Source organism: Veillonella sp. (assembly GCF_032470285.1).
In the GTDB taxonomy this organism is placed as follows: domain Bacteria; phylum Bacillota; class Negativicutes; order Veillonellales; family Veillonellaceae; genus Veillonella.
Window position 1 is genome coordinate 22760 of the sequence record NZ_JAWEKP010000002.1, and the last position, 21507, is coordinate 44266.

Genomic DNA, 21507 nt, shown 5'->3' on the forward strand with positions numbered 1-21507 from the left:
AATACTTCTTTATAATACTTCGCATCAATCTAATACTATTCACCGTATTTAACTTGGTGAAAGTCTCTTTCACATAGAATATACGTCAAGTTTTTGCTTAATGTAAGCTAATCTAAAGATTATATGTTAGCAATACTACTGCTTTTTATGTTTCTTAGCATGTCTTGCTTCTGCACGAGCCTTACGGGCGTTTTCGTTGGCTTTAAGATCACTTTCACGTTTCTCACGGAAATAGTTAGCCACCGCCGACAAGACAAGAATCACTAATACAGTTACATTAAACATACCAGGTCCAAAGGTATAGATGTGATAACACAAATAACCAAAGGCAACGACTGTTAGTAATTGTTTTAATAGATTCATTCGCCCTCCTAAGTTAGTTTAATGTTTCTACACCTGTACTAAGCGGGAAGCCTTCATACGTTACCCAGTCACTAGAACTACCAACATATAAAGCAGATTCAAGTCCTACTTCACTCATGGTTAACAACGCATTGCAGGCAGTCACACCAGACCCACAGTACGTTACAACTGGCCTATTTTGGTAGATTTCGTTGTAATACTCAGCCTCTAAATCTTTCAAGGATTTAGGACCATCTACGGTATAGCCACTTTCATAAAAATGATTAACAGCCCCAGGAATATGCCCTGTCATACCATCCATCGTATCCACTTGAGATCCATCATAACGGAATGGCGCACGAGCATCAATAATAACATGATCTCCGCTTTCACTAGCCTTGAGCACCTCATCGCGACTCATAACCATATCCGTTTGCAACTCGTAGTTAAAAATAGATGGTTCAGCAGGTAACGGGGTCGGCTCTTTAGTTAAGAGATGGCCCTCTCGAACCCATCGTTCAATACCACCGGATAAAACGCGTACATCTGTTAAGCCCATGTAACGTAACGTCCACCAAAGACGGCCCGCTAAGAATAGCCACGAATCATATACTACAACCTTTGAGTTACGAGTGATGCCATAAGACTCAAAGGTATGAGCTAACTGTTCCATATCTGGCAATGGATGACGACCACCATGCTCGCCTAAAGGACCAGTCAAATCCTTGTCTAAATCTACCGCATAAGCCCCCTTAATATGGCCTTTTTTATAATCTTGATACCCTCTAGCATCTAAAATGATGACCTCATCGAAACAAGCTAATAATTCTTTAGGAGTGATAAAATTTGACATGTTGTACTCCTTTCTTTGATTATATCGAAAAATACAAATCTTTTAATATTATTATATACGACTATAGCGGGATATACAATTGAAAGCTACTGATATTAAAAACTCATCACAATTGCGTAACCCATCTTCAATGGCAGATAATACATTACGCCCTTCCCCATTAGCAATAAGTTCCGAAGATGTAGCAAAATTGATTAATTGATTCGATTCTGACATAACGAACTCCCTATATAATGAATACTATACTTGCTATTATACCAGCCGCAGCTACAACGTCTAGAGAGTATATAGTTTTACTTTTAAAAGTATATTTTTATAACAGCTTACAGCCTCATTCATCGTTTAATCGCTAATTATAAATATAAATACATGTCCAAATCTAACATTTTCATCTATTCCTTATAATTATCGTATCTATACGTCTTTTTTGCCACGTAAAGTTGTGATATAATGTAAATAATTACTCTTAGGACATTAGTCTGTCCAAATGGATCCAAAAGAGTTAGTGTGTTTTCAAGGAGCGTGCGCAGTTGAAAAAGGGGTACATCAAGTTAATAGCAGCCATTGTGCTCGGTGCTGCTATTATCGGTGGTGGGATCTATGGGGTGTATACACTCTTATCATCCAATACAACGACAATTTTATATCGATCAACCGTTGACGATAAAATCAACGCCATACGACCTTATATTGTTGCATTAGATGCATATAACTCATACAGTGTAGCCTATGCTAACCAATTACAGCCAACTCTTGAAGAGTTGCGCAATGGGTCTCATAATACGACGATTACCTTACCTAAATATAAGGAACTTAAAGCTGCATTAGAGGTAGCAAAACAAGATAGTTCTACACCCTACGAAGACGTAAACCAAGCGACAAATGACGTCCTCGTAGTACTTGATCAAATTATTCCTATTGCTGATCAGTTGCAATCTTACTATGTGGAACGTCGTTATGAAAAGGATAATTATAAAGGTAGCGATGAGCTAGCAGCTCAATATGTACCTTTAGCAGAACAGTTCTACGCTACATATAATGCATTAGACTTAGCTTTAGATAATCGTAATAATGAGCTTTATAACGAACGCATGACTGAGTATCAGGGAGAAAAGCGGGAAAATGCGGTTAACTTTATAGAGATAAATCTCATAACAGCACAAACTATTGACCTTATTGATCCAGATGGGAATACAGACACCCAAAAGGTAGAATCAAACTTACAACAAATTACACAACGCCTCAATAAATTACAACCTGGTACTACACCAGAAGTACAAAATGCGGTAAGAGAGTATCAAGACTCAGTAAAAGAATTTGTTGCAGAGGCACGCAACTACATTATTATCAACTCATCTTATGGCGAAGCTTATACGCAATTATTTACCAAGTATAATAAAATGATTGGCAAGGCCAATGCAGTTAACATGGCAGACTTAGATGTAACAGAAAAAAAATAATATTTAGATAACACAAAGGACTAGCCCATGCGAGCTAGTCCTTTTATTTTTATGTAAGCAGCAAACTTTATTTCTTTTTCAAATCTTTTGTAATGATGTAATATTCAGACGGTGTTATCTTGATACCATCAATATGTTTATTACCTACAATATTAATTTTAGGATACCCAAGGAATAATGCTACAGCGTTATCTAACATCAGTTGTTGGGCATTGATAACCGCATTACGACGCACCACTGGATCGCTACTACTTTCACCAAGAGCCAACAATTCATCGAAACGAGGATTAGAGAAGCCAGACCCATTAGTTTCAACGCCTATACCCCAATATTGTTTCAAGAACCATACTGGTTGACCCGTATTAGCGGTTACAACACTGGAGATAATCATATCATAATCACCAGATTGAGATAATGTGTCGATAACCGCATAATCTACGATTTTAATTCGTAAATCTACACCGATTTTTTTGTAGTCCGCTTGCAATGCTTCCGCATATAATGGCAATTCAGGACGAGTTGTGTAGGCATAAAAATCAAGTACGAGGTTTTCACCGTCTTTATCTACAATACCGTCGCCATTTGTATCTTCATAACCTTCACGTTTCAGTAATTCTTTAGCACGTTCTACATTATATTTATTAGGATCACGCAATTGGTTAAAGCCATAGTCTATGGATGGTGGCAATGGAGCCTTACCGGCTACGAAGGTATCCTTCATGAGGTTCTTCGCATAAGACTCACGGTCTGCTGCTGCAATGAGGGCTGCACGAAGATTAGGATTCTGTAGTTTCCCTTTTTGCCCTATACGAACAAATACGTCACGCAAGGAAGCCACTTCATAGATAGTGAATTTCTTATCATTTTGGAAGATACTATATTCACCAGGTCCAATGTTAACGGCCATATCTACATCGCCCGCTTGTAACGCCATAGCACGAGTATTCGCATCATTAATAGATGGGATTTCAACCTTAGCAAAGCCTGCCTTGCCATCCCAGTAATTATCATTGCGCTTTAGTTCAGCACGCTCTTTTGTGAAAAAGGATACTACATATGGACCAGTACCAATAGGACCTTCCTTTGCAATATCACGACCATTCGCCTCTGCTGTCACATCCATAATCAAAAACAATGGATCTCCTAACAAGTTGGGCAAATTATAATATTCCTTGTCAGTCTTGATGGTCAACTCCTGACCGTTAGCAGTAATTTCTGTATAGTTAAAGAACGTTTTTGCTCGTTTACTTTTAGCAAAAGTTCGTTCTAAAGATGCTTTTACCGCCTCAGCTGTCAAACTATTACCATTTGAGAATTTAACTTTATCATTGATGGTGAAAGTCCATGTTAACTTGTCATCACCTTGCTTCCAAGAGGTGGCAAGCCAAGGCGTTGCTTTCATTTGATCATCAAACTTGATAAGCGTTTCACCTATACCAAATCGTACAACGGCCCAACTAAAATAATTTTCCGTTGGTTCTAATGTGCCAGCAAAACTAATAGCCCCTACCTTTAATACATCATTAGATGAAGCAGAATCTTGATTCATACAACCAATAGTCCCGAGCATAGTCACACCAAGGGTCATACCAATTAGTAAAGCCTTGCGTAATCCTTTCATTTATACACCTAACCTTTCTACACACATTAACTATCTATTTATACTCAGATACTCACTATTTTTTGCATTAACATAATCTAGTAAATATAACCTGCTTTTACAATAGTTAATATAAAGAGAATCTATGTACATCACTTCATATGAGCATATCTTATTATACCCATAGGGGTATATTTTATACAGTCAACTATACTATATATTAGGTGTTAACACAATGTATAATTTGAGAAACATTTCAATATATCTATTAAAAAATTTCATATCTTAACTATGCATAAAAATAGCAGTTAGTCTTGAAACTAACTGCTATTTTAAGTTTACCTATCCGATGTAACTCTCTACATTTCAAATTTATACTTTTGAAATTTTGAAAGTAAATTTTCCTATTAAGCTTCTAATGCAGCCTCATCCAAGGTAAGCGGCTTATGATCTTGACCAATTTCAAAGATAGAGCTCAATAAAACCTTTGTATATGGATGTTTTGCATCCGCCAAGTGGAAAGCATCTAGTTCTTCAACGATAGCACCTTTGTACATTACGACCACCTTGTGGCACATAGTACGAATAAAGGCAATATCATGAGCAATAAATAGGTATGTTAAATTTTTCTTTTTTTGTAAACGCGCCAAAAGGTACGCAATGGAGTCTTGTACAGATACATCTAGGGCACTAGTAGCCTCGTCTAACACGAGGATTTCGGGCTCTAAAACGATAGCACGAGCAATGGCAACACGTTGGCGTTGACCACCAGACATTTCATGAGGATAGCGATGCATAAACTCGCGAGGTAAATCTACCATTTCCAGGTAGTCACCTGCGATTTGCTCTTCTTTTCCCTTTTCAAGAAGACCAAAATTATAAAGTGGCTCAAGAATGATATCTTTAACCTTCATACGTGGGTTAAAAGCTGCAGATGGATCTTGGAATACCATTTGAATCTTTTTACGATATTCTTTCGTTTGTTCAGAATTCATATGTTGAATCTCTACACCCTCTACATAAATCTCGCCTTCCGTAATAGGAAGCATTTTCATGATCATACGAACCAATGTTGTTTTCCCAGAGCCAGATTCCCCTACAATCCCAAGGGACTGACCTTTTTCGAGAGTTATATTAATATCCTTACATGCTTCAAGCTCACCACCAGTAGGAAGTGGGAATCGTTTACATACATTCTTAATTTCTACTGCGTAATTAGTCAATGTAACGACCTCCTCCCAATTTTGGCACAGCGTCTTTTAGTTGTTTCGTATATTCATTAGATGGATTTTCCAAAATGTCTTGTGGGGTTCCAGCATCTACAACACGGCCCTTTTTCATAACAATAATATAGTCAGACATATACGCTGCTACACCAAGGTTATGAGTTACCATGACTATTGCAGAATTATGCTCTTTAGCTAGTTCAAGCATTTGCATAACCACTTGAGATTGTGTTGTTACATCGAGTGCAGATGTCGGTTCGTCACCGATGAGTAATGCTGGGTCCAATGCTAACGCCATAGCAATACCAACACGTTGACGTTGACCACCAGATAATTCGTGTGGATAACGGCGCAATATATCCGCTCCATTAGGAAGAGATACAGATTCTAATAACTCAATTGCTCGTCGATCACATTCATCATTAGTGATTTCAATATGAGATGTAAACAATTCTCTAAATTGTTTACCAATGCGAACAATTGGATCTAATGCACTACCACTATCTTGGAAAATCATAGCCATATCTTTACCACGTATGGCTCTCCATTCTGACTTAGATAGGGTACGAAGGTTGTGACCGTTAAAGATCATTGTACCGTCTGTAACCTCACCACCTACAGGTAATAAACCCATGAGGGCCCGGATTACAGTAGTTTTACCGGATCCGGACTCACCTACAATGGTTAATACCTTACCGCGTTCCAAGGTAAAGTTCACATCCATAACAGCAGGCACACCTTGGTACGCAATGTTAAGGTTTTCTACAGTTAGTATGTTTTCTGCCATTATAGCTCCTCACTATTTTGTAATTTTGTTAGTAATCCAGTAGTAATCACTTGGGTACATTACAGCACCTTTCAAGTAAGAACCTGTAACGATATTAGTTTTAGGATAGCCTAAGAATAATGCAGCACCATCATTCATCAACAATTGTTGAATTTGCATTGCGTAATCACGACGTTTTGCTGGGTCGAATTCAGTTTCAGCTGCATCTAACAATTGGTCAACTTGTGGATTGGAGTAACCAGAACCATTTTGAGGGTTGGAGCCATTGTTGTTAGTGTGCCAATAGTTAGCCAAGAACCAGATTGGATCACCTGTATTAGCTGTTACAATGTTGGAGATAAGCATATCATAGTCGCCGTCTTGACCCATTTTATCGATCAAGTTATAGTCAACTGTTTTGATTTTCATATCGATGCCAACCTTTTTAAGGTCTGCTTGAACAGCTTCTGCATAAAGTGGTAATTCTGCACGAGAGTTATATACTATGAAGTTGAATGTTAATGGTTTGCCATCTTTATCAAGGATCCCATCGCCATCAGTATCTTTCCAACCATCTTCAGCCAACAATTGTTTAGAACGTTCAGGATTATACGCATTAGGATCTTTCAAATCGTTGAAGCCATAGTCCATGGATGGTGGAATTGGAGCAGAACCAGGAATAAATGTACCTTTTAACAATACATCAGCATAGTTTTTACGGTCTGTTGCAGAGATAACTGCAGCACGAACTTTGTCATCCCCAAGAATACCTTTTTGATTAATACGGGCCAATACGACACGAAGAGATGCGATTTCATCTACTTTGAATTTATCATTGCCTTGGAATAAACCAATTTCACCAGGACCGATGTTAACAGCCATATCTACGTCGCCAGATTGTAAGCTCAAAGCACGCGTATTAGGATCATCGATGGAAGGAATTTCTACAGTTTTAAATGGTACTGTACCATCCCAGTAGTTTTCGTTCGCAGCCATTTCAGCACGTTCTTTAGTGAAGGATTTAACTACATATGGGCCTGTACCGATAGGACCTTCCTTCGCAAAGTTACGGCCATCTTTTTCAGCTTGAACGTCAACGATTAGGAACAACGGATCCGCTAAAAGGCCAGGCATATTAGGATATTCTTTTGTTGTATGAATAACTAATTGTTGACCATTAGCTTCCATAGAGTCATATTCAAAGAATGTTTTCGCACGATTAGACTTTGCAAAAGCACGTTCAATAGACGCCTTTACAGCTGCTGCATCAACTTTTTTACCATTGGAGAATTTCACCTTATCATTGATTGTGAAAGTCCACGTTTTATGGTCTGGGGATACTTCCCATTTAGATGCAATCCATGGTTGAGGTTTCATTTGTTCGTCAAACTTAGCCAATGTTTCACCTACACCATAGCGCATTACAACCCATGCGAAGAAGTTTTCTGTAGGTTCTAATGTGGATGCGAAGTTAGTAACGCCTACTTTTAATACATCTTTGTTAGCAGCACCATTATTATCAGACCCACAACCAGCTATGAAGGAACCCATCATTACAATACTAAGACCTGCTAATAGGGCCTTTTTCCAAGATTTTTTCATTTAAAATCTCCTTTTACAACTACATGTAAAACATAAAAACATTTAACATCATCACTATCTAAAATAGTTGTGATGGAAAAACCATAATTTCTTACCAATCATAATGAAACTTTCACTAGATAAAGATTCAAATTTATGAAGGTAAAAACAATTTTATCCTTGATTTTTTGGATCCACTACATCTCGTAAGGAGTCAGACCAAAGATTAAAAATAGCAACCACGATAAGGATGGACATACCAGGGAATGCCATGAGCCATGGACTCGTTTGCAAGTACTGGCGACCCTCGTTAAGCATAAGACCCCATTCTGGAGTCGGTGGCTGAGCACCAAAGCCAAGGAAGGATAAACCTGCTACCTCAATCATGATAGCCCCGATATCTAATGCACCTGTTGTAATAACGAGAGGCATAATATTAGGAATGATATGACGTCTGATGATGGCCGTCGTAGATGCGCCCATCATAACAGCAGCCGTTACATATTCCTCACCGCGCACCTTGAGCGTCATAGAACGTACAATACGAGCATATTTTGCCCAACCTACAACAGATAAGGCTAAAATCGTATTTACAATGCTACCACCTAGAATACCAGCAATAGCAATAGCCAATACGATACCAGGGAATGATAACATGATGTCTGCTAAACGCATAAGAACCATTTCAACTTTACCGCCAAAATAGCCTGCTATAGCACCGATGATAGTACCAATGCTCACCATGATAACGACGATGGATACGCCCATGAACAAGGATAATTGAGTACCATAAATGATACGAGATAATACATCACGTCCTAATTTATCTGTACCAAACCAATGTTGGCTGCTTGGTGCTTGCAATGCCTGACTTATATTTGAGGTGAAAGCATCGCCCGGTGCAAGCCAGGGTGCAAAGATAGCGATGAGAACAATGATAATCATCAACCCACTATAGAAAGAGAACAATTTATGTTTTTGAATAAATTCTGCCATTATGCTCTCTCCCTTTTCAATCTAGGGTCTAATAAGATATATGATGCATCAACCAATGCGTTAATACACATATATGCTAAAGCAACCCACAACACAAAACCTTCAATCAATGGATAATCGCGCATAGTAATAGCATAAATTGCCATATTCCCAAGTCCCGGCCAAGAGAATACCATTTCTACGACTGCCACACCACCTAGTAACCAACCAATAACAACACCAAGAATAGTGATGAGTGGTAACACCGCATTAGGTAAAATATGACCGAATAAAATTTTTATCTCACTAACACCGCGAGCACGAGCGCCAATAACATAATCCTTTTGCATTTCCTCAAGGATAACGAGCCGCACTTGACGCATGTATTTAGACCCAACAACAACTGCCAAAGTAATAGCGGGCAAAATAACACCAGACGCAGTCACTCGAGAGGATGCAATCGGTACAAGGTCCAATTTAAGACCGAAGATGTAAATCAGTACAAGACCTAACCAGAACGTAGGCATAGATACGCCTACGAAGGATAGAAATCTCAACACATAATCAACCCATTTGTTACGATTTAAGGCGCTTATAATACCTGCAGGCAATGCATAGAGCAGCGTAAATACTAAAGCCGTACCCGCTAACATTAATGTACCTGGTAAAGCCTCCAACATACGATCTACTACTGGTTTTTTAGCAGAATAACTCATCCCTAAATCACCTTGTGCGGCATTGACGACCCAGTTTGCATACTGTACTACAAATGGTTTATCTAACCCAAGCTGAGCCCGAGTTTCATCGATAAGCTCCTGAGATACGATAGTATCTGCCGTTTCAAGTAACATCGTTACTGGGTCACCTGGTGCTAAATAGGTGAGACAAAATGTCAAAAATGTGATGCCAAACAAGGTAACAATAAATTGCCCCAATTGTTTGACAAAGCGTTTGCCCATAGGCGCCTCCTAAACTCTCTAAACACTAACAACAATTCAAATGACAAACTAATGGTACTAGCTTTTTTATATAGCGATGAAGCTTAAAGGCTAGGGAACGAAAAAAGGTTAGTCGCCCGACTAACCCAAATTAAGCACAGCATATGCATACCATGCCTTTAGAGCAGGCTTTCTGACTCTGATTCATCGCAATATTTCGGCCTTCCCAGTTTCCCAGTGACCCTATAATGAAACCTTGCTCCTCATTACAGCTATTTACATAGTATGGGTTTTTCACCCATTTTCCTCTTTTACGCTCGGTAAATACCGACACTCACTAGTTCATTCATTTTTATCGATTATAAATATACTATATTAACACTCTATTTACAATACATATACCCCTTATGGGTATATGTATTTCGCATATTTTCAATATAATTTTTATACTGATAAAAAATATTGATTAATGATTAAATTCACAATCCTGCATAAAATTATATAAATTAACTTATATAAATAATTTTTTATTATATTTACTGTATATGACAGTATATATATTAATTTTATTAATAATAAAGCAATGTAAAAACTTTATTATAAAATCTTTTTATACACAGCAAAAATTTGATTAATAATTATACTCTTCATGTTTTTTCATATCTAGCTCGCATTAATTATGAGTCTAATGCATGATTATGATAAAAAAGAGGCTATTACCAAGTAATAGCCTCTAATAAGACGAGATGTATTCAGTTAATCAATACTTTGTTGTAAGCGGTGTGCTCTGCGTGTATCCCACGCTTTACGCAAAACATAAATCACCAAACCTATGCTTACTGCCACTGCGCTACCTACCATAGCATCAAAACCACATGCGTAGATTGCATATAGACAATAAAGAACGCCTATACCGAACAAGTAATTAGAGCGTTTAATACGACTTTCAGCTACGCCAGCCATACGCATCATTGTAGGTACTGCCAAAATGCACAATACATACGGTACTACGTTAGTTACAACCGCTAAGTTTACTAAGATTTCAAATTGCTCACGCAAGGATTCGCTTGCAGTGAATAAAGTAAGTAATGTTTCAACAGCGAGTAAAATCAATACACCACGAACAGGAGCATCTTTGCTATTTACACGAGCGAATATTTTAGGGAAGTAACCATGTTCTGCTGCACTTTTGAAGACGCGAGACAATGTGAATTGCCAGCAAAGCAAAGCGCCAAAGCAAGAAATAACCATAGCAGCCATAACGATGTTTGCAATTGTATCATTGAACATGTATACGAATGTCAAACCGAATGGTGCATTAGAATTTAATAAATCAACGTTAGGCACAATACCTGCCATAACGTTTGTGGACAAGATATAAACCACTGCCACTGCTAATGTACCCGCCACAGTTGCGATAGGTACGTTTTTCTTTGGATTCTCAACAGCATCAGCATTAGCCGCTGCGGACTCAAATCCTAGGAAGCCCCATAAAGTTAGGGAAATAGATTGCTTTACCGCATCATAAAGCGGAAGATCATTTGGGTTCCATGCCGCCCAATAAATAGATGGATCAAACCAATACCAGCCGATTGTACCGATTAATAAAACCGGAACAATAGAGCCCCAAATAGTCATATTGCTGAGTCGACCTGTGAAACGATTCCCTCTGAAGTTTAGAATCGCTGCAAACCACAAGAGCACAATTGTTACCTGACTTGTTTGTGTCGCATTGAGGTCAACACCAAAGAAAGCTGCGCCATAACCTACGGCAGATACCGCGATGGCGATATTAGCAATGATGAGAGATATGCTGTAAGCATAGCTCGCCATAAAATGTCCAGTTTTACCGAAGCGATGTTCTGCATAACCGCCCATGCCCCCTTGTTTTTGGGAGAACATACCCGCTTGAGCAAAAATATACGCTAGTAAAAGCGCACCCACAGCTGTCACGAGCCAAGATAAAACTGAAATAGTACCAACTTGAGCCAAATTAGTTGGTAACATAATGATCCCAGCTCCTAGCATATTGGCTGCTACCATTGTGGTTAGCTGGAATACAGACATTTTTTTAGCGGTGGTTTTCATGTATCAATCCCCTTTCACTAAGGTGAATTTTTTCTCGTCCATAATTCACTTAAAATATATATACCGCTAAGTAAATTCAGTTCGTGCTGTGATGGGCTTGAATGTGAATTTACCGTTTTTATTCTTATTACGAGTTAAATAATAACACCTATGAAACCAAAATAAAAGTACTTTATTGGCGGACAAGGCATATTACACGAATTGAATAAATCATAGGTAATTTATCATCAAAATCGAACAGAACTCATTTTAATCGTGGCAAAGTATATTTTTACCCCATTTTATTCTGTGTATAGATGTAATTTTTCCTATCTATCACGGTTATAGTGTCCTAGTACAAGACTATTATTCTCTCACAGTCCACTATACATGTACATGTAAATACATCATTTTAATAGTGGATTATCAATTAGAATTTTGGGCTTTATAGGTATCGTCTAGCTTTTAAATAAAAAATCGATATACATATAAGTATAATGGGCAATATTAGACCCTTAATGAAATCCTTATATGTATATCAATCTTATTTTTCCAGATTTTATTGATAACTATTCTTTATTTTTATCTACTGCTTATTCCGCACTAAGCTCTACTCTTCTACAGATTCAACGATTTCTTTCCATTCAGCAATTTGCTTTTCCTCAGCAGCGATAATAATTTTACCATTATTACGTTGTCGTTCCACACATTCTGGAGCCGTACCAGAATAGTTATTACGACCTGCAACGCAAGCTTCGATGGAGATAGCGTCAAGAATATCTGCATCAAAATGGTTGGAAATAGCTTTGAAGTCCTCTACGGATAGATCAAGGAGTACACAGCCTTTTTCGATGCAATGATGCACTGCATTACCTACAATTTCATGGGCTTCACGGAATGGGACACCTTTCTTCGCAAGATAATCTGCCATATCCGTAGCATTAGAGAAGTCGTCATCAAGGACTGCTTTCATATGAGCCCCATTGACCTTCATACCACGAATCATAGCCGCATTAATGGACAATGCGAAGTGTACTGTATCAATAGCATCGAAGATACCTTCTTTATCCTCTTGCATATCCTTGTTGTATGTAAGAGGCAGGCCTTTCAAAGTTGTTAAAAGGCCTAACAAATGACCATAGGTACGGCCTGTTTTACCACGAACCAGCTCGCAAACGTCAGGATTTTTCTTTTGCGGCATAATACTAGAGCCCGTGCAGTGAGCATCATCAAGTTCAATAAAATTAAACTCGTTGGTAGACCATAAGATCAATTCTTCACTAAGACGACTCAAGTGCATCATCACTAGAGATGCAAAGGACAAGAATTCAACTACGTAGTCACGGTCAGATACGGCGTCCATACTATTTTCGTAAATACGAGAAAAGCCCAAAAGCTTTTGCGTATATGTTTGATCAATGCCGTATGTAGAACCAGCTAATGCGCCGGCCCCAAGTGGCATGATGTCAGCATGTTTGAATACCATCAACAAACGATCAAAATCGCGTTCCAACATAGAGAAATAGGCCATCATATGATGCCCAAACAATACAGGTTGAGCCCGTTGTAAATGCGTATAGCCAGGCATGATAACATCACTATACTTTTCAGCTGTTTCGATGAGAGCCTTCTGCATATCTACGATGAGTTCACCCATTTCCACAACAGCTTTACGCACGTACATGTGCAAGTCTACTGCGCATTGGTCATTACGGCTACGACCTGTATGCAAACGACCACCTGCTTCACCGATGTCATCAGTTAAACGCTTTTCAATATTCATATGAATATCTTCAAGAGCTATAGAAAATGGGAATTCCCCTTTATCGATTTGCCCTTTAATTTTTGTTAAACCTGCTAAAATAGCATCTCGATCTGCGTCGGAGATAATATTTTGTTTTGCCAGCATTGTCGCATGTGCCTTGCTACCTGCAATATCTTCGGCGTACATCCGCGCATCAAAAGCGATAGAGGATGTAAAATCCTCTACCGCTTTATCAGTGCCTTTTATGAAACGCCCGCCCCACAATTTAGCCATTATTTACCTGCTTTCTCTTTCATCAATGCATTAATTTTGAGAGGTAAACCAAACAAGTTGATGAAACCTTCTGCATCAGATTGATCGTATACATCATCTTCTTCAAATGTTACGAAATCTTCGCTGTACAAGGAATATGGGGAAGTGCTGCCCGCAGAAATGATATTGCCTTTGTACAATTTAAGTTTTACTTCACCGGTTACAGTTTTTTGAGTTTCATCAACAAACGCTTGTAATGCGTTCATCAATGGCGCAAACCACATGCCATCATATACGAGTTCAGCGTATTTGTTAGCAATGAGTTCTTTGTAGTGGTATGTAGCTCTATCTAAGCAAAGGTATTCAAGTTCTCTGTGAGCATACATGATGATGGAGCCACCCGGGTTTTCATAAACACCACGGGATTTCATACCTACCAATCTATTTTCAACGATATCTACAACGCCCACACCATAATGTGCGCCGATTTCATTGAGTTTTTCTAATATTTGTAATGGGGTGCCTTCTTGACCATCTACGGCTACAGGTACACCTTCTTTAAAGGATACAGTTACATAACCAGCTTCATCTGGAGCTTGTTCTGGTGTATGTGTTACCAAGTACACATCATCTTTAGGAGCATTTGCTGGATTTTCAAGTTCGCCGCCTTCATGGGACAAATGCCATACGTTTTGGTCCATAGAATATGGATGAGATTTTGTAGCTACAACTGGAATATCGTGTTTAGCAGCATATTCCATGCAATCTGTTCTAGATTTCAAATCCCATTCTCTCCAAGGAGCAATGATTTTCATGTTAGGAGCTAATGCTTTGATAGTCAACTCAAAACGAACTTGGTCATTACCTTTACCAGTCGCACCATGAGCGATTGCATCAGCGCCTTCTTTTTTTGCAATATCTACAAGGATTTTACCGATTAAAGGTCTAGCAAAGGATGTACCTAATAAATATTTACCTTCGTAGATCGCACCAGCTTTTACTGTAGGCCATACATAATCTTTTACAAACTCTTCCTTAGCGTCAACGATGTACGCTTTAGATGCGCCAGATTTGATTGCTTTTTTCTCAACTGCATCATAATCCTCAGGTTGGCCCAAGTCTACACACACAGCAATAACTTCAGCGCCATAATTTTCTTTTAACCAAGGAATGATAACAGAAGTATCTAAGCCACCAGAATATGCGAGTACTACTTTATTTGCTTTACCCATGATAACACCTCATAAACCACTATCTATTTAGACTCATATAATCAATACAATATCAGATAATTGTGAAAGCACCTTGGTATCTTCTATTACCGACAGGCATTTTCTCCTTCTGACAAAAAATAGTATACACCTGTATAATTATAAATGCAAGCATTATTTTTATTCATTTTGATAATATATTTCCTTTCCGAACTAATAAAAAAACTATATCTAGTAATCGAACACCAGATATAGCTTATTAAATATATTAAGTTATTCTTCCACAAGCTCCAAGTCCTGTTCGTACGCATAGTCTGCCTCGGCTTGTGTAATCATACCTTGGTCTACCATTTGTTCGAGCACCAGCTTTTGTCGAGCTTTAGCCCCTTCATAGTTCGTGTAAGGATCTAAATAGGACGGTGCATTGGGTAATGCAGCAAGCAAAGCGCTTTGCCCCAATGTTAATCGACTAGGACTCGTACCAAAATATCCGTGAGCTGCTTCGTAGATACCATAATAATTATGACCATAATATACGGTATTCAAATACATGGTAAGGATCTCTTCCTTAGAATAGTAATGTTCCATTTCACTAGCGAGAATAGCCTCTTCCACCTTACGGCTCATGATGCGCTTCGATGAAAGGAACAGATTTTTTACGAGTTGTTGTGTAATAGTACTACCGCCTTCTAGCGTTTCACCTGCTATGGTATTTGTGTACAAGGCGCGAATAATACCGAGTACATCAATAGCTCCATGTTTATAATACCGCTTATCTTCAATAGCGATTAGTGCATTCTTTGTATACTCAGGAATAACATCCCCTTTCACCCAATGCTCTTTTGAAACACGTTGATTAAGAGCTATCTGTACTTTATCTCTAAATGTAAACAGTCGTATAATTCGCTCCGTACGACTGAGCGTGTCTTCACTTTGTTCTATTTGTTTTTCAACAAGTGTATGAGCTTTACTCTCATGATTTGTCCCTTGAAAGCTATGATATCCGTCATATATAAACATAGCCAAAATCATGACCACCACGAACACCACTAGATTTCGAAGGTAGCGAAATACTTTCATTTCTTTCACCTATTTCTTAAAGGTCTGTAATATAAACACATGTAAATATAGGTTTATAATCTAGCCATATATACAATACCTTATATACATATACAAATATAAAGTATATTAAATGTATTGTATCACATCAATCAATAAGAAGATATGTAAAACACTAGTTTTTACGTCCACTCATACTACAAATATATTTAATATATCTTATAACGGCACAATACTATATATCTATAAATACCGATTAATGCATATTAGTTATACTTATTAAGTTGTATTAAAAACTTTAAATAGAGTATAATATATAAGATGATAAAAACATGCCTATGGAGGAGTAAAATGAAACAGTGTATGGATTCAGAAAATCTGCATCGTCGATTGCGTAAAATCTTAGGTCAAGTGCAAGCTATTGATCGAATGATTGAAGAAGACATTCCCTGCGAAGATGTGTTGAGCCAAATTAATGCAGCTAAGTCTGCACTACATAAAGTAGGACAAGTAATTCTTGAAGGTCATATCAACCACTGCGTACGAGATGGTATTGAACATGGTGACGTAGAAAAAACCATTAGCGACTTTACAAAAGCTGTAGAGCGCTTTGCAAATATGGGTAAATAAAAAAGGACTCTACAAATGAATTGCACCCAAAAATTGGACATAATTTTTGGAGGTGCAGTTCAAAATGTAGGGTCCTTTTTGTTACCCTCATATTAATCGTGGTTAGTTGTTAAGAATTCGCTCAATGCAGTGAGTGCCTCATCTTCGTCAGCACCGTCAGCAGCCAAGGTAACGGATGTGCCTTTTGTAGCACCCAAGGTCAATACAGTTAAGATGGATTTAGCATCTGCTGTTTTACCATTAGCAGCGATGGTCACTTTGGATGCAAATTTAGCCGCCAATTGTGTGAAAGCTGTAGCAGGACGAGCATGTAAACCGGATTCGTTAGTAATTTCTACTGTTAATTCTTTCATGATAACCTCTTTCTATCTCGATAGGCGGTGCCTATCCATACGTTCTAATAGATATATTGTATCAATATTACGCATTTCAATTCAAGTATATTACATCGTATTTGCTATGTAATGATTCTATTTAAGGTAAAACTAGATTATAGTAAACCTTTTTCAGCTAATACAGATTTAGCGTATTCTGTAATCTCTTCTGCTGTGTCCATAGTAAGTACTTTATTTGCCACCTCTTCACATTCTGCTTTGGAAACAGAACGCAAGATGTTTTTAATAAGAGGAATCGAAGAAGCAGTCATGGAAAATTCGTCGAGACCAAAACCTAATAAAATCATGGTCGCCACAGGATCACTAGCAAGCTCACCACACATACCTGTAAATTTACCTTGCTCATGACTAGCGTCAATGACGTGCTTAATAAGACGTAACACGCCTGGATGCAATGGTTGATACAAGCTACCGATTGCTTCGTTCATACGGTCTACTGCCAATGTGTATTGGCAAAGATCATTCGTACCGATACTAAAGAAGTCTACATATTTAGCAAGGATTGGAGATATAACAGCTGCCGCTGGTACTTCGATCATGATGCCAACCTTGATATCCTTGTTGAAATCCTTACCCTCAGCCTCCAGTTCCTCCTTACATTCACTAAGCATAGCATTCGCTTGCTTCACTTCCTCAACGGAAGCAATCATAGGATACATGATGTGAATATCACCAAACGCACTAGCTCGTAATAAGGCACGCAATTGTACCTTAAAGATGTCTGGACGATTTAAGGATATACGAATAGCGCGATATCCTAGGAATGGATTCATTTCACTTGGTAAATCAAGGCATTTCAATTCCTTGTCTCCACCGATGTCCATGGTACGGATAATAACAGGCTGCCCCTTCATCTCTTGGGCCACCTTTTTATATTCTTCAAATTGTACATCTTCCGAAGGCAGTTCATCGTTTTCCATGTAAAGGAATTCTGTACGATACAAACCAATACCTTGTGCGCCCATAGTGAGCGCATGTTTAGCATCCTTCGCCTTACCAATGTTGCCGAATAGTTCTACATGATGACCATCAATGGTAGTAGCTTCAAGATTAGCGGATTCGCGTAACCGTTTTAACTCTTCTTGGAACGCCAACGCTTGATTTGTATACTCCGTCCAATCCGCATCAGATGGATTGATTTCCACGATACCATCCGTACCAAGAACGACTGCCTTATCGCCATCTGCAAAGCTTTCAATATCACCAACGCCCATAACTGCAGGAATCTCTAAGGTGCGAGCCATAATAGCCGCATGAGATGTAGGGCCACCTGCTGCCGTAACGATACCTTTTACTACCGCTTTATCAAGGGATGCCGTATCAGATGGTGCCAAATCATGAGCCACCAAGATAACCTCGCCAGAAATATGTGATAAACCGCGAGGGTTCATGCCTAACATATTACGCATCAAACGATCACCGATATCCTTAATATCTGCGCCTCGTTCACGCATATAGGCGTCTTCCATGCCGAGAAAGATATTTGCAAAGGTTTCAATTGTTTGAGCCGTAGCCGCTCCCACATTCATATGGCTAGACTCAACAAGGGATTTAATTCCGTCAGATAAGGATGGGTCTTGAGCAATTTGCATATGCGCTTCAAAAATAGCCGCCTCTTCTGGCCCCATTTCATCCAACGCTTTTTTACGAATAGTATCCAATTGTTTTAAGGTAGATGCCATAGCAGTTGCAAACTTGCCAATTTCTTCTTCTACCTTGTCTTCCGTTACATTGTAATCAGGAATGACAATTTCCTCTTGAATATATCTATATACATTGCCTACTGCAACGCCACGAGATCCAGAAATCCCTTGAATTCGCATATGTGTTCCTCTTTCTATTACGATTAACTACATTACTCTTTATTTTATCATTTCTCTGTTAAACAATAAAGTAATCCAAATACCTATACTCCCTTAAATAACCGTCCCATATGGGGCATTTTTTGTTTTACTATAACTCTCAATAAACGTTGTAAGCTTTCCTTATTTTCCCTTTATTTTGCTATAAATTTATACGATTCCATGCCATGCTTAGGACCTATTTATGATATAATATTATAATATAGAATATATAATAATAAACATATGAGACTTTCACGGGCTTCATGGTGAAAGTCTTACTTATTGATAGGAGACTTTATGAAATTAACGAAAATGCATGGTCTCGGCAATGACTTCATCCTCTTTGCCGACCCACAAGGGACGTCTAAAGACTACACAGACCTCGCCATCCGCCTTTGCGATCGTCGCACGGGTATTGGTGCTGATGGTCTTGCTATCCTAGTTCCTTCCGAAACCTGTGATGTGCGCATGCGCATCATCAACTCCGATGGTAGTGAAGCAGAAATGTGCGGTAATGCCATCCGTTGCTTTGCCAAATACGCTTATGAACACGGTGAAACAACGAAGGAGACTTTCACCATTGAAACCTTAGCTGGCGTAATGAAGCCTACATTGACTATCGAAAACGGTATAGTCACACAAGTTACTGTAGACATGGGCAAACCATTTTTTAAGGCCCAAGACATTCCTATGAATGTAAACATGGATAAGGTTATCGACGTAGACCTTAATGTAAACGGTGAAACCGTAACAGTGAGTTCTGTATTGCTCGGTGTGCCTCATACGGAGGTATTCATCGACGACATTACAAAAGCCCCTGTTACAACACAAGGCCCTATCCTTGAAAAGCACGATGCCTTCCCTGCCAACACCAATGTAAACTACATTGAAGTGGTAAACGACAAACACATCAAGGTGCGCACATGGGAACGCGGCGCTGGCGCTACTTTAGCTTGTGGAACAGGATCTTGTGCCTCTGCCGCTATGTCCTTTGAAAAGGGCTTAACAGGCCGCGAAGTAGATGTGGAACTCTATTTAGGAACATTGCATATTTCATACTTGGAGGATGGCACGGTGCTCATGACAGGCCCGGCTGAGGAAGTCTTCGAAACAGAACTTCCTATCGATTAAAATGAAGTGGTTACAACTTATATTAAATGCGTTCCTAAGGTACCAACAGGGTCGCACACTCATACCACGGAATATAGAGCCCCTTTTGGGACTACTTGCATCCATTCTCGTCATCCTCATAGCCGTAGCCAATAGCATCGCTATTGGTTATGCCTTGATTGTCGTATGGAGCATCATGGCCTACGTGTTCTACCGCAAAGGATATGCCCTAAAAGAATTATTAAACCTATCTTGGACAGGTGCGAAAACATCCATCATAGTGATGCAAATCTTCCTTCTCATCGGTTGGCTCATCGCCATGTGGCAAGCAGCAGGCGTTATTCCTATGATTATCGCCACAGGTATCGATTTAATTGATCCATCCATCTTTATCGTCTGTGCCTTTTTAATAACAGCCATAGTGAGTATGCTGTTAGGTACTGCACTGGGCACTGTAGGAACGATAGGCATCGTACTCATCACCATGGCAAGAGCTGGAAGTATTCCAGAAAATATCGTAGTTGGTGCCATTATTGCAGGTGCTTACTTTGGTGATCGAAACGGTCCACTATCCTCTAGTGCATCTCTTGTAGCGGCCTTGACCCATACAAAGGTATCGACGAATATTCCCATTATGTTTAAAGATGGTATTCCAGCACTCATCATCTCTACAGTGTTGTATCTATTACTATCTCAGTGGTACCCACTCAATTACGAAAATAGTTTACTATCCGATACAATTCACTTTATTTTCAATATCGATTGGACATTATGGATTCCAGTCATCATCGTCATTGGTCTATTGCCTTTGAAAGTATCTATCCGTTGGCCTATCGGACTCAGTGCATTAGCGGCGGCCATTCTAGCCTATACCAATCAGGATGCGAGCCTCTCAGAGTTGGGATGGTATACCTTAACAGGCTTTGAACTACCGCACTATAATCCACTAGCTAATATCATTCATGGCGGCGGTCTACAAACGATGTTTATCCCTACCCTTTCAATTTTTATGGCTACTGCCATTTCAGGCATGCTCGAAGGGGTTGGCTTCTGGAACGATATACGACAACTGTTAGAGCGAGCTAAAACACGGAGCGATGTATTTGCTGCCAATGTAGGTCTTGCTTTCTTAACAGGTGCGGTTGGATGCAGCCAAGCTATTGCGGTAGTTATGACGCACTCTATTATGCGTATTACCTACGCACAGCGAGGTATTCAAGACGAAGATGTAATGCTAGACTTTGAAAATAGTGGCATTCTCATCGCTCCATTACAACCATGGAATATCGCTGCCTACGTGCCCATTGTCATGATGGGTACAAGTTCAACAGGTTATGTACCATTTGCCTTCTTCCTATATCTAGTACCACTCATCTATTGGTTACGATTACGGAAGCAAGATCAACCAATCATACGCTAATTAGTATTATCTC

Annotated in this window: 19 protein-coding genes and 1 riboswitch; of the genes, 4 read left to right on the plus strand and 15 right to left on the minus strand. The window is 39.0% G+C overall.

The window, feature by feature from the left end:
* Positions 1-135 precede the first annotated feature (135 nt).
* The 3 genes from E7B10_RS02685 to E7B10_RS02695 are packed head-to-tail and all read right to left on the minus strand — an operon-like array spanning position 136 to position 1411.
* Complete coding sequence (locus E7B10_RS02685) at positions 136-363, minus strand: hypothetical protein (protein ID WP_008602417.1); 228 nt, start codon at positions 361-363, stop codon at positions 136-138.
* A 13-nt stretch (positions 364-376) separates the two neighbouring features.
* Entirely contained in the window at positions 377-1195 is an 819-nt protein-coding gene (locus tag E7B10_RS02690) for a sulfurtransferase (RefSeq protein WP_008602416.1), read from the minus strand.
* Between the two features lie 51 nt (positions 1196-1246).
* Positions 1247-1411 carry a hypothetical protein gene (locus tag E7B10_RS02695; RefSeq protein WP_008602413.1) on the minus strand — a complete coding sequence of 55 codons (165 nt, stop codon included), beginning with the start codon at positions 1409-1411 and terminating at the stop codon, positions 1247-1249.
* A 314-nt stretch (positions 1412-1725) separates the two neighbouring features.
* On the opposite strand from E7B10_RS02695, the gene E7B10_RS02700 reads away from it, so the two are divergent.
* The gene (locus E7B10_RS02700; protein ID WP_008602411.1) at positions 1726-2655 is read left to right on the plus strand and encodes a DUF3829 domain-containing protein; all 930 of its coding nucleotides are present in this window, start codon (positions 1726-1728) and stop codon (positions 2653-2655) included.
* Between the two features lie 67 nt (positions 2656-2722).
* Here the strand turns inward: E7B10_RS02700 and E7B10_RS02705 are convergent, their stop codons facing one another.
* The 10 genes from E7B10_RS02705 to E7B10_RS02750 form a co-directional block, all read right to left on the minus strand.
* Entirely contained in the window at positions 2723-4276 is a 1554-nt protein-coding gene (locus tag E7B10_RS02705; RefSeq protein ID WP_287510575.1) for an ABC transporter substrate-binding protein, read from the minus strand.
* 386 nt (positions 4277-4662) lie between these two features.
* On the minus strand, positions 4663-5478 hold the full coding sequence (locus E7B10_RS02710; protein WP_004697532.1) for an ABC transporter ATP-binding protein: 816 nt from the start codon (positions 5476-5478) through the stop codon (positions 4663-4665).
* Entirely contained in the window at positions 5471-6268 is a 798-nt protein-coding gene (locus E7B10_RS02715) for an ABC transporter ATP-binding protein (protein WP_287510576.1), read from the minus strand. The genes E7B10_RS02710 and E7B10_RS02715 overlap by 8 nt, the downstream gene beginning before the upstream one ends.
* 12 nt (positions 6269-6280) lie before the next feature.
* Entirely contained in the window at positions 6281-7849 is a 1569-nt protein-coding gene (locus tag E7B10_RS02720; RefSeq protein WP_004697531.1) for an ABC transporter substrate-binding protein, read from the minus strand.
* Positions 7850-8002: 153 nt separating this feature from the next.
* Positions 8003-8824, minus strand: a complete 822-nt coding sequence (nikC, locus tag E7B10_RS02725; protein ID WP_004695039.1) for a nickel transporter permease — start codon at positions 8822-8824, stop codon at positions 8003-8005.
* Entirely contained in the window at positions 8824-9762 is a 939-nt protein-coding gene (gene nikB, locus E7B10_RS02730; RefSeq protein WP_316055465.1) for a nickel ABC transporter permease, read from the minus strand. Before nikB ends, nikC begins: the two co-directional genes overlap by 1 nt.
* Before the next feature lie 144 nt (positions 9763-9906).
* A riboswitch (cobalamin riboswitch) is annotated at positions 9907-10094 on the minus strand.
* 403 nt (positions 10095-10497) lie between these two features.
* Entirely contained in the window at positions 10498-11829 is a 1332-nt protein-coding gene (potE, locus tag E7B10_RS02735; protein ID WP_004697529.1) for a putrescine-ornithine antiporter, read from the minus strand.
* A gap of 589 nt (positions 11830-12418) precedes the next feature.
* Positions 12419-13846, minus strand: coding sequence for an argininosuccinate lyase (gene argH / locus E7B10_RS02740; RefSeq protein ID WP_008602407.1), 1428 nt, complete (start codon positions 13844-13846; stop codon positions 12419-12421).
* Positions 13846-15057 (minus strand): argininosuccinate synthase, encoded by a 1212-nt coding sequence (locus E7B10_RS02745; protein WP_008602405.1) that lies wholly within the window; start codon positions 15055-15057, stop codon positions 13846-13848. The genes argH and E7B10_RS02745 overlap by 1 nt, the downstream gene beginning before the upstream one ends.
* Positions 15058-15309: 252 nt before the next feature.
* Entirely contained in the window at positions 15310-16116 is an 807-nt protein-coding gene (locus tag E7B10_RS02750; RefSeq protein ID WP_287510578.1) for a biosynthetic peptidoglycan transglycosylase, read from the minus strand.
* 330 nt (positions 16117-16446) lie between these two features.
* Here E7B10_RS02750 and E7B10_RS02755 point away from each other — a divergent pair, with 330 nt between their 5' ends.
* Positions 16447-16725 carry a metal-sensing transcriptional repressor gene (locus E7B10_RS02755; protein ID WP_004697521.1) on the plus strand — a complete coding sequence of 93 codons (279 nt, stop codon included), beginning with the start codon at positions 16447-16449 and terminating at the stop codon, positions 16723-16725.
* 92 nt (positions 16726-16817) lie between these two features.
* On the opposite strand, the gene E7B10_RS02760 is transcribed toward E7B10_RS02755, so the two are convergent.
* On the minus strand, positions 16818-17078 hold the full coding sequence (locus E7B10_RS02760) for an HPr family phosphocarrier protein (protein WP_105087143.1): 261 nt from the start codon (positions 17076-17078) through the stop codon (positions 16818-16820).
* Positions 17079-17215: 137 nt separating this feature from the next.
* Positions 17216-18943 carry a phosphoenolpyruvate--protein phosphotransferase gene (ptsP, locus tag E7B10_RS02765; protein ID WP_287510580.1) on the minus strand — a complete coding sequence of 576 codons (1728 nt, stop codon included), beginning with the start codon at positions 18941-18943 and terminating at the stop codon, positions 17216-17218.
* A 318-nt stretch (positions 18944-19261) separates the two neighbouring features.
* Between ptsP and dapF the strand changes: the two genes are divergently transcribed.
* Together dapF and E7B10_RS02775 are read left to right on the plus strand one after the other, a co-directional pair.
* The gene (gene dapF, locus E7B10_RS02770; protein WP_004695030.1) at positions 19262-20095 is read left to right on the plus strand and encodes a diaminopimelate epimerase; all 834 of its coding nucleotides are present in this window, start codon (positions 19262-19264) and stop codon (positions 20093-20095) included.
* Between the two features lies 1 nt (position 20096).
* Positions 20097-21494, plus strand: a complete 1398-nt coding sequence (locus E7B10_RS02775; protein ID WP_050774475.1) for a Na+/H+ antiporter NhaC family protein — start codon at positions 20097-20099, stop codon at positions 21492-21494.
* Positions 21495-21507 lie beyond the last annotated feature (13 nt).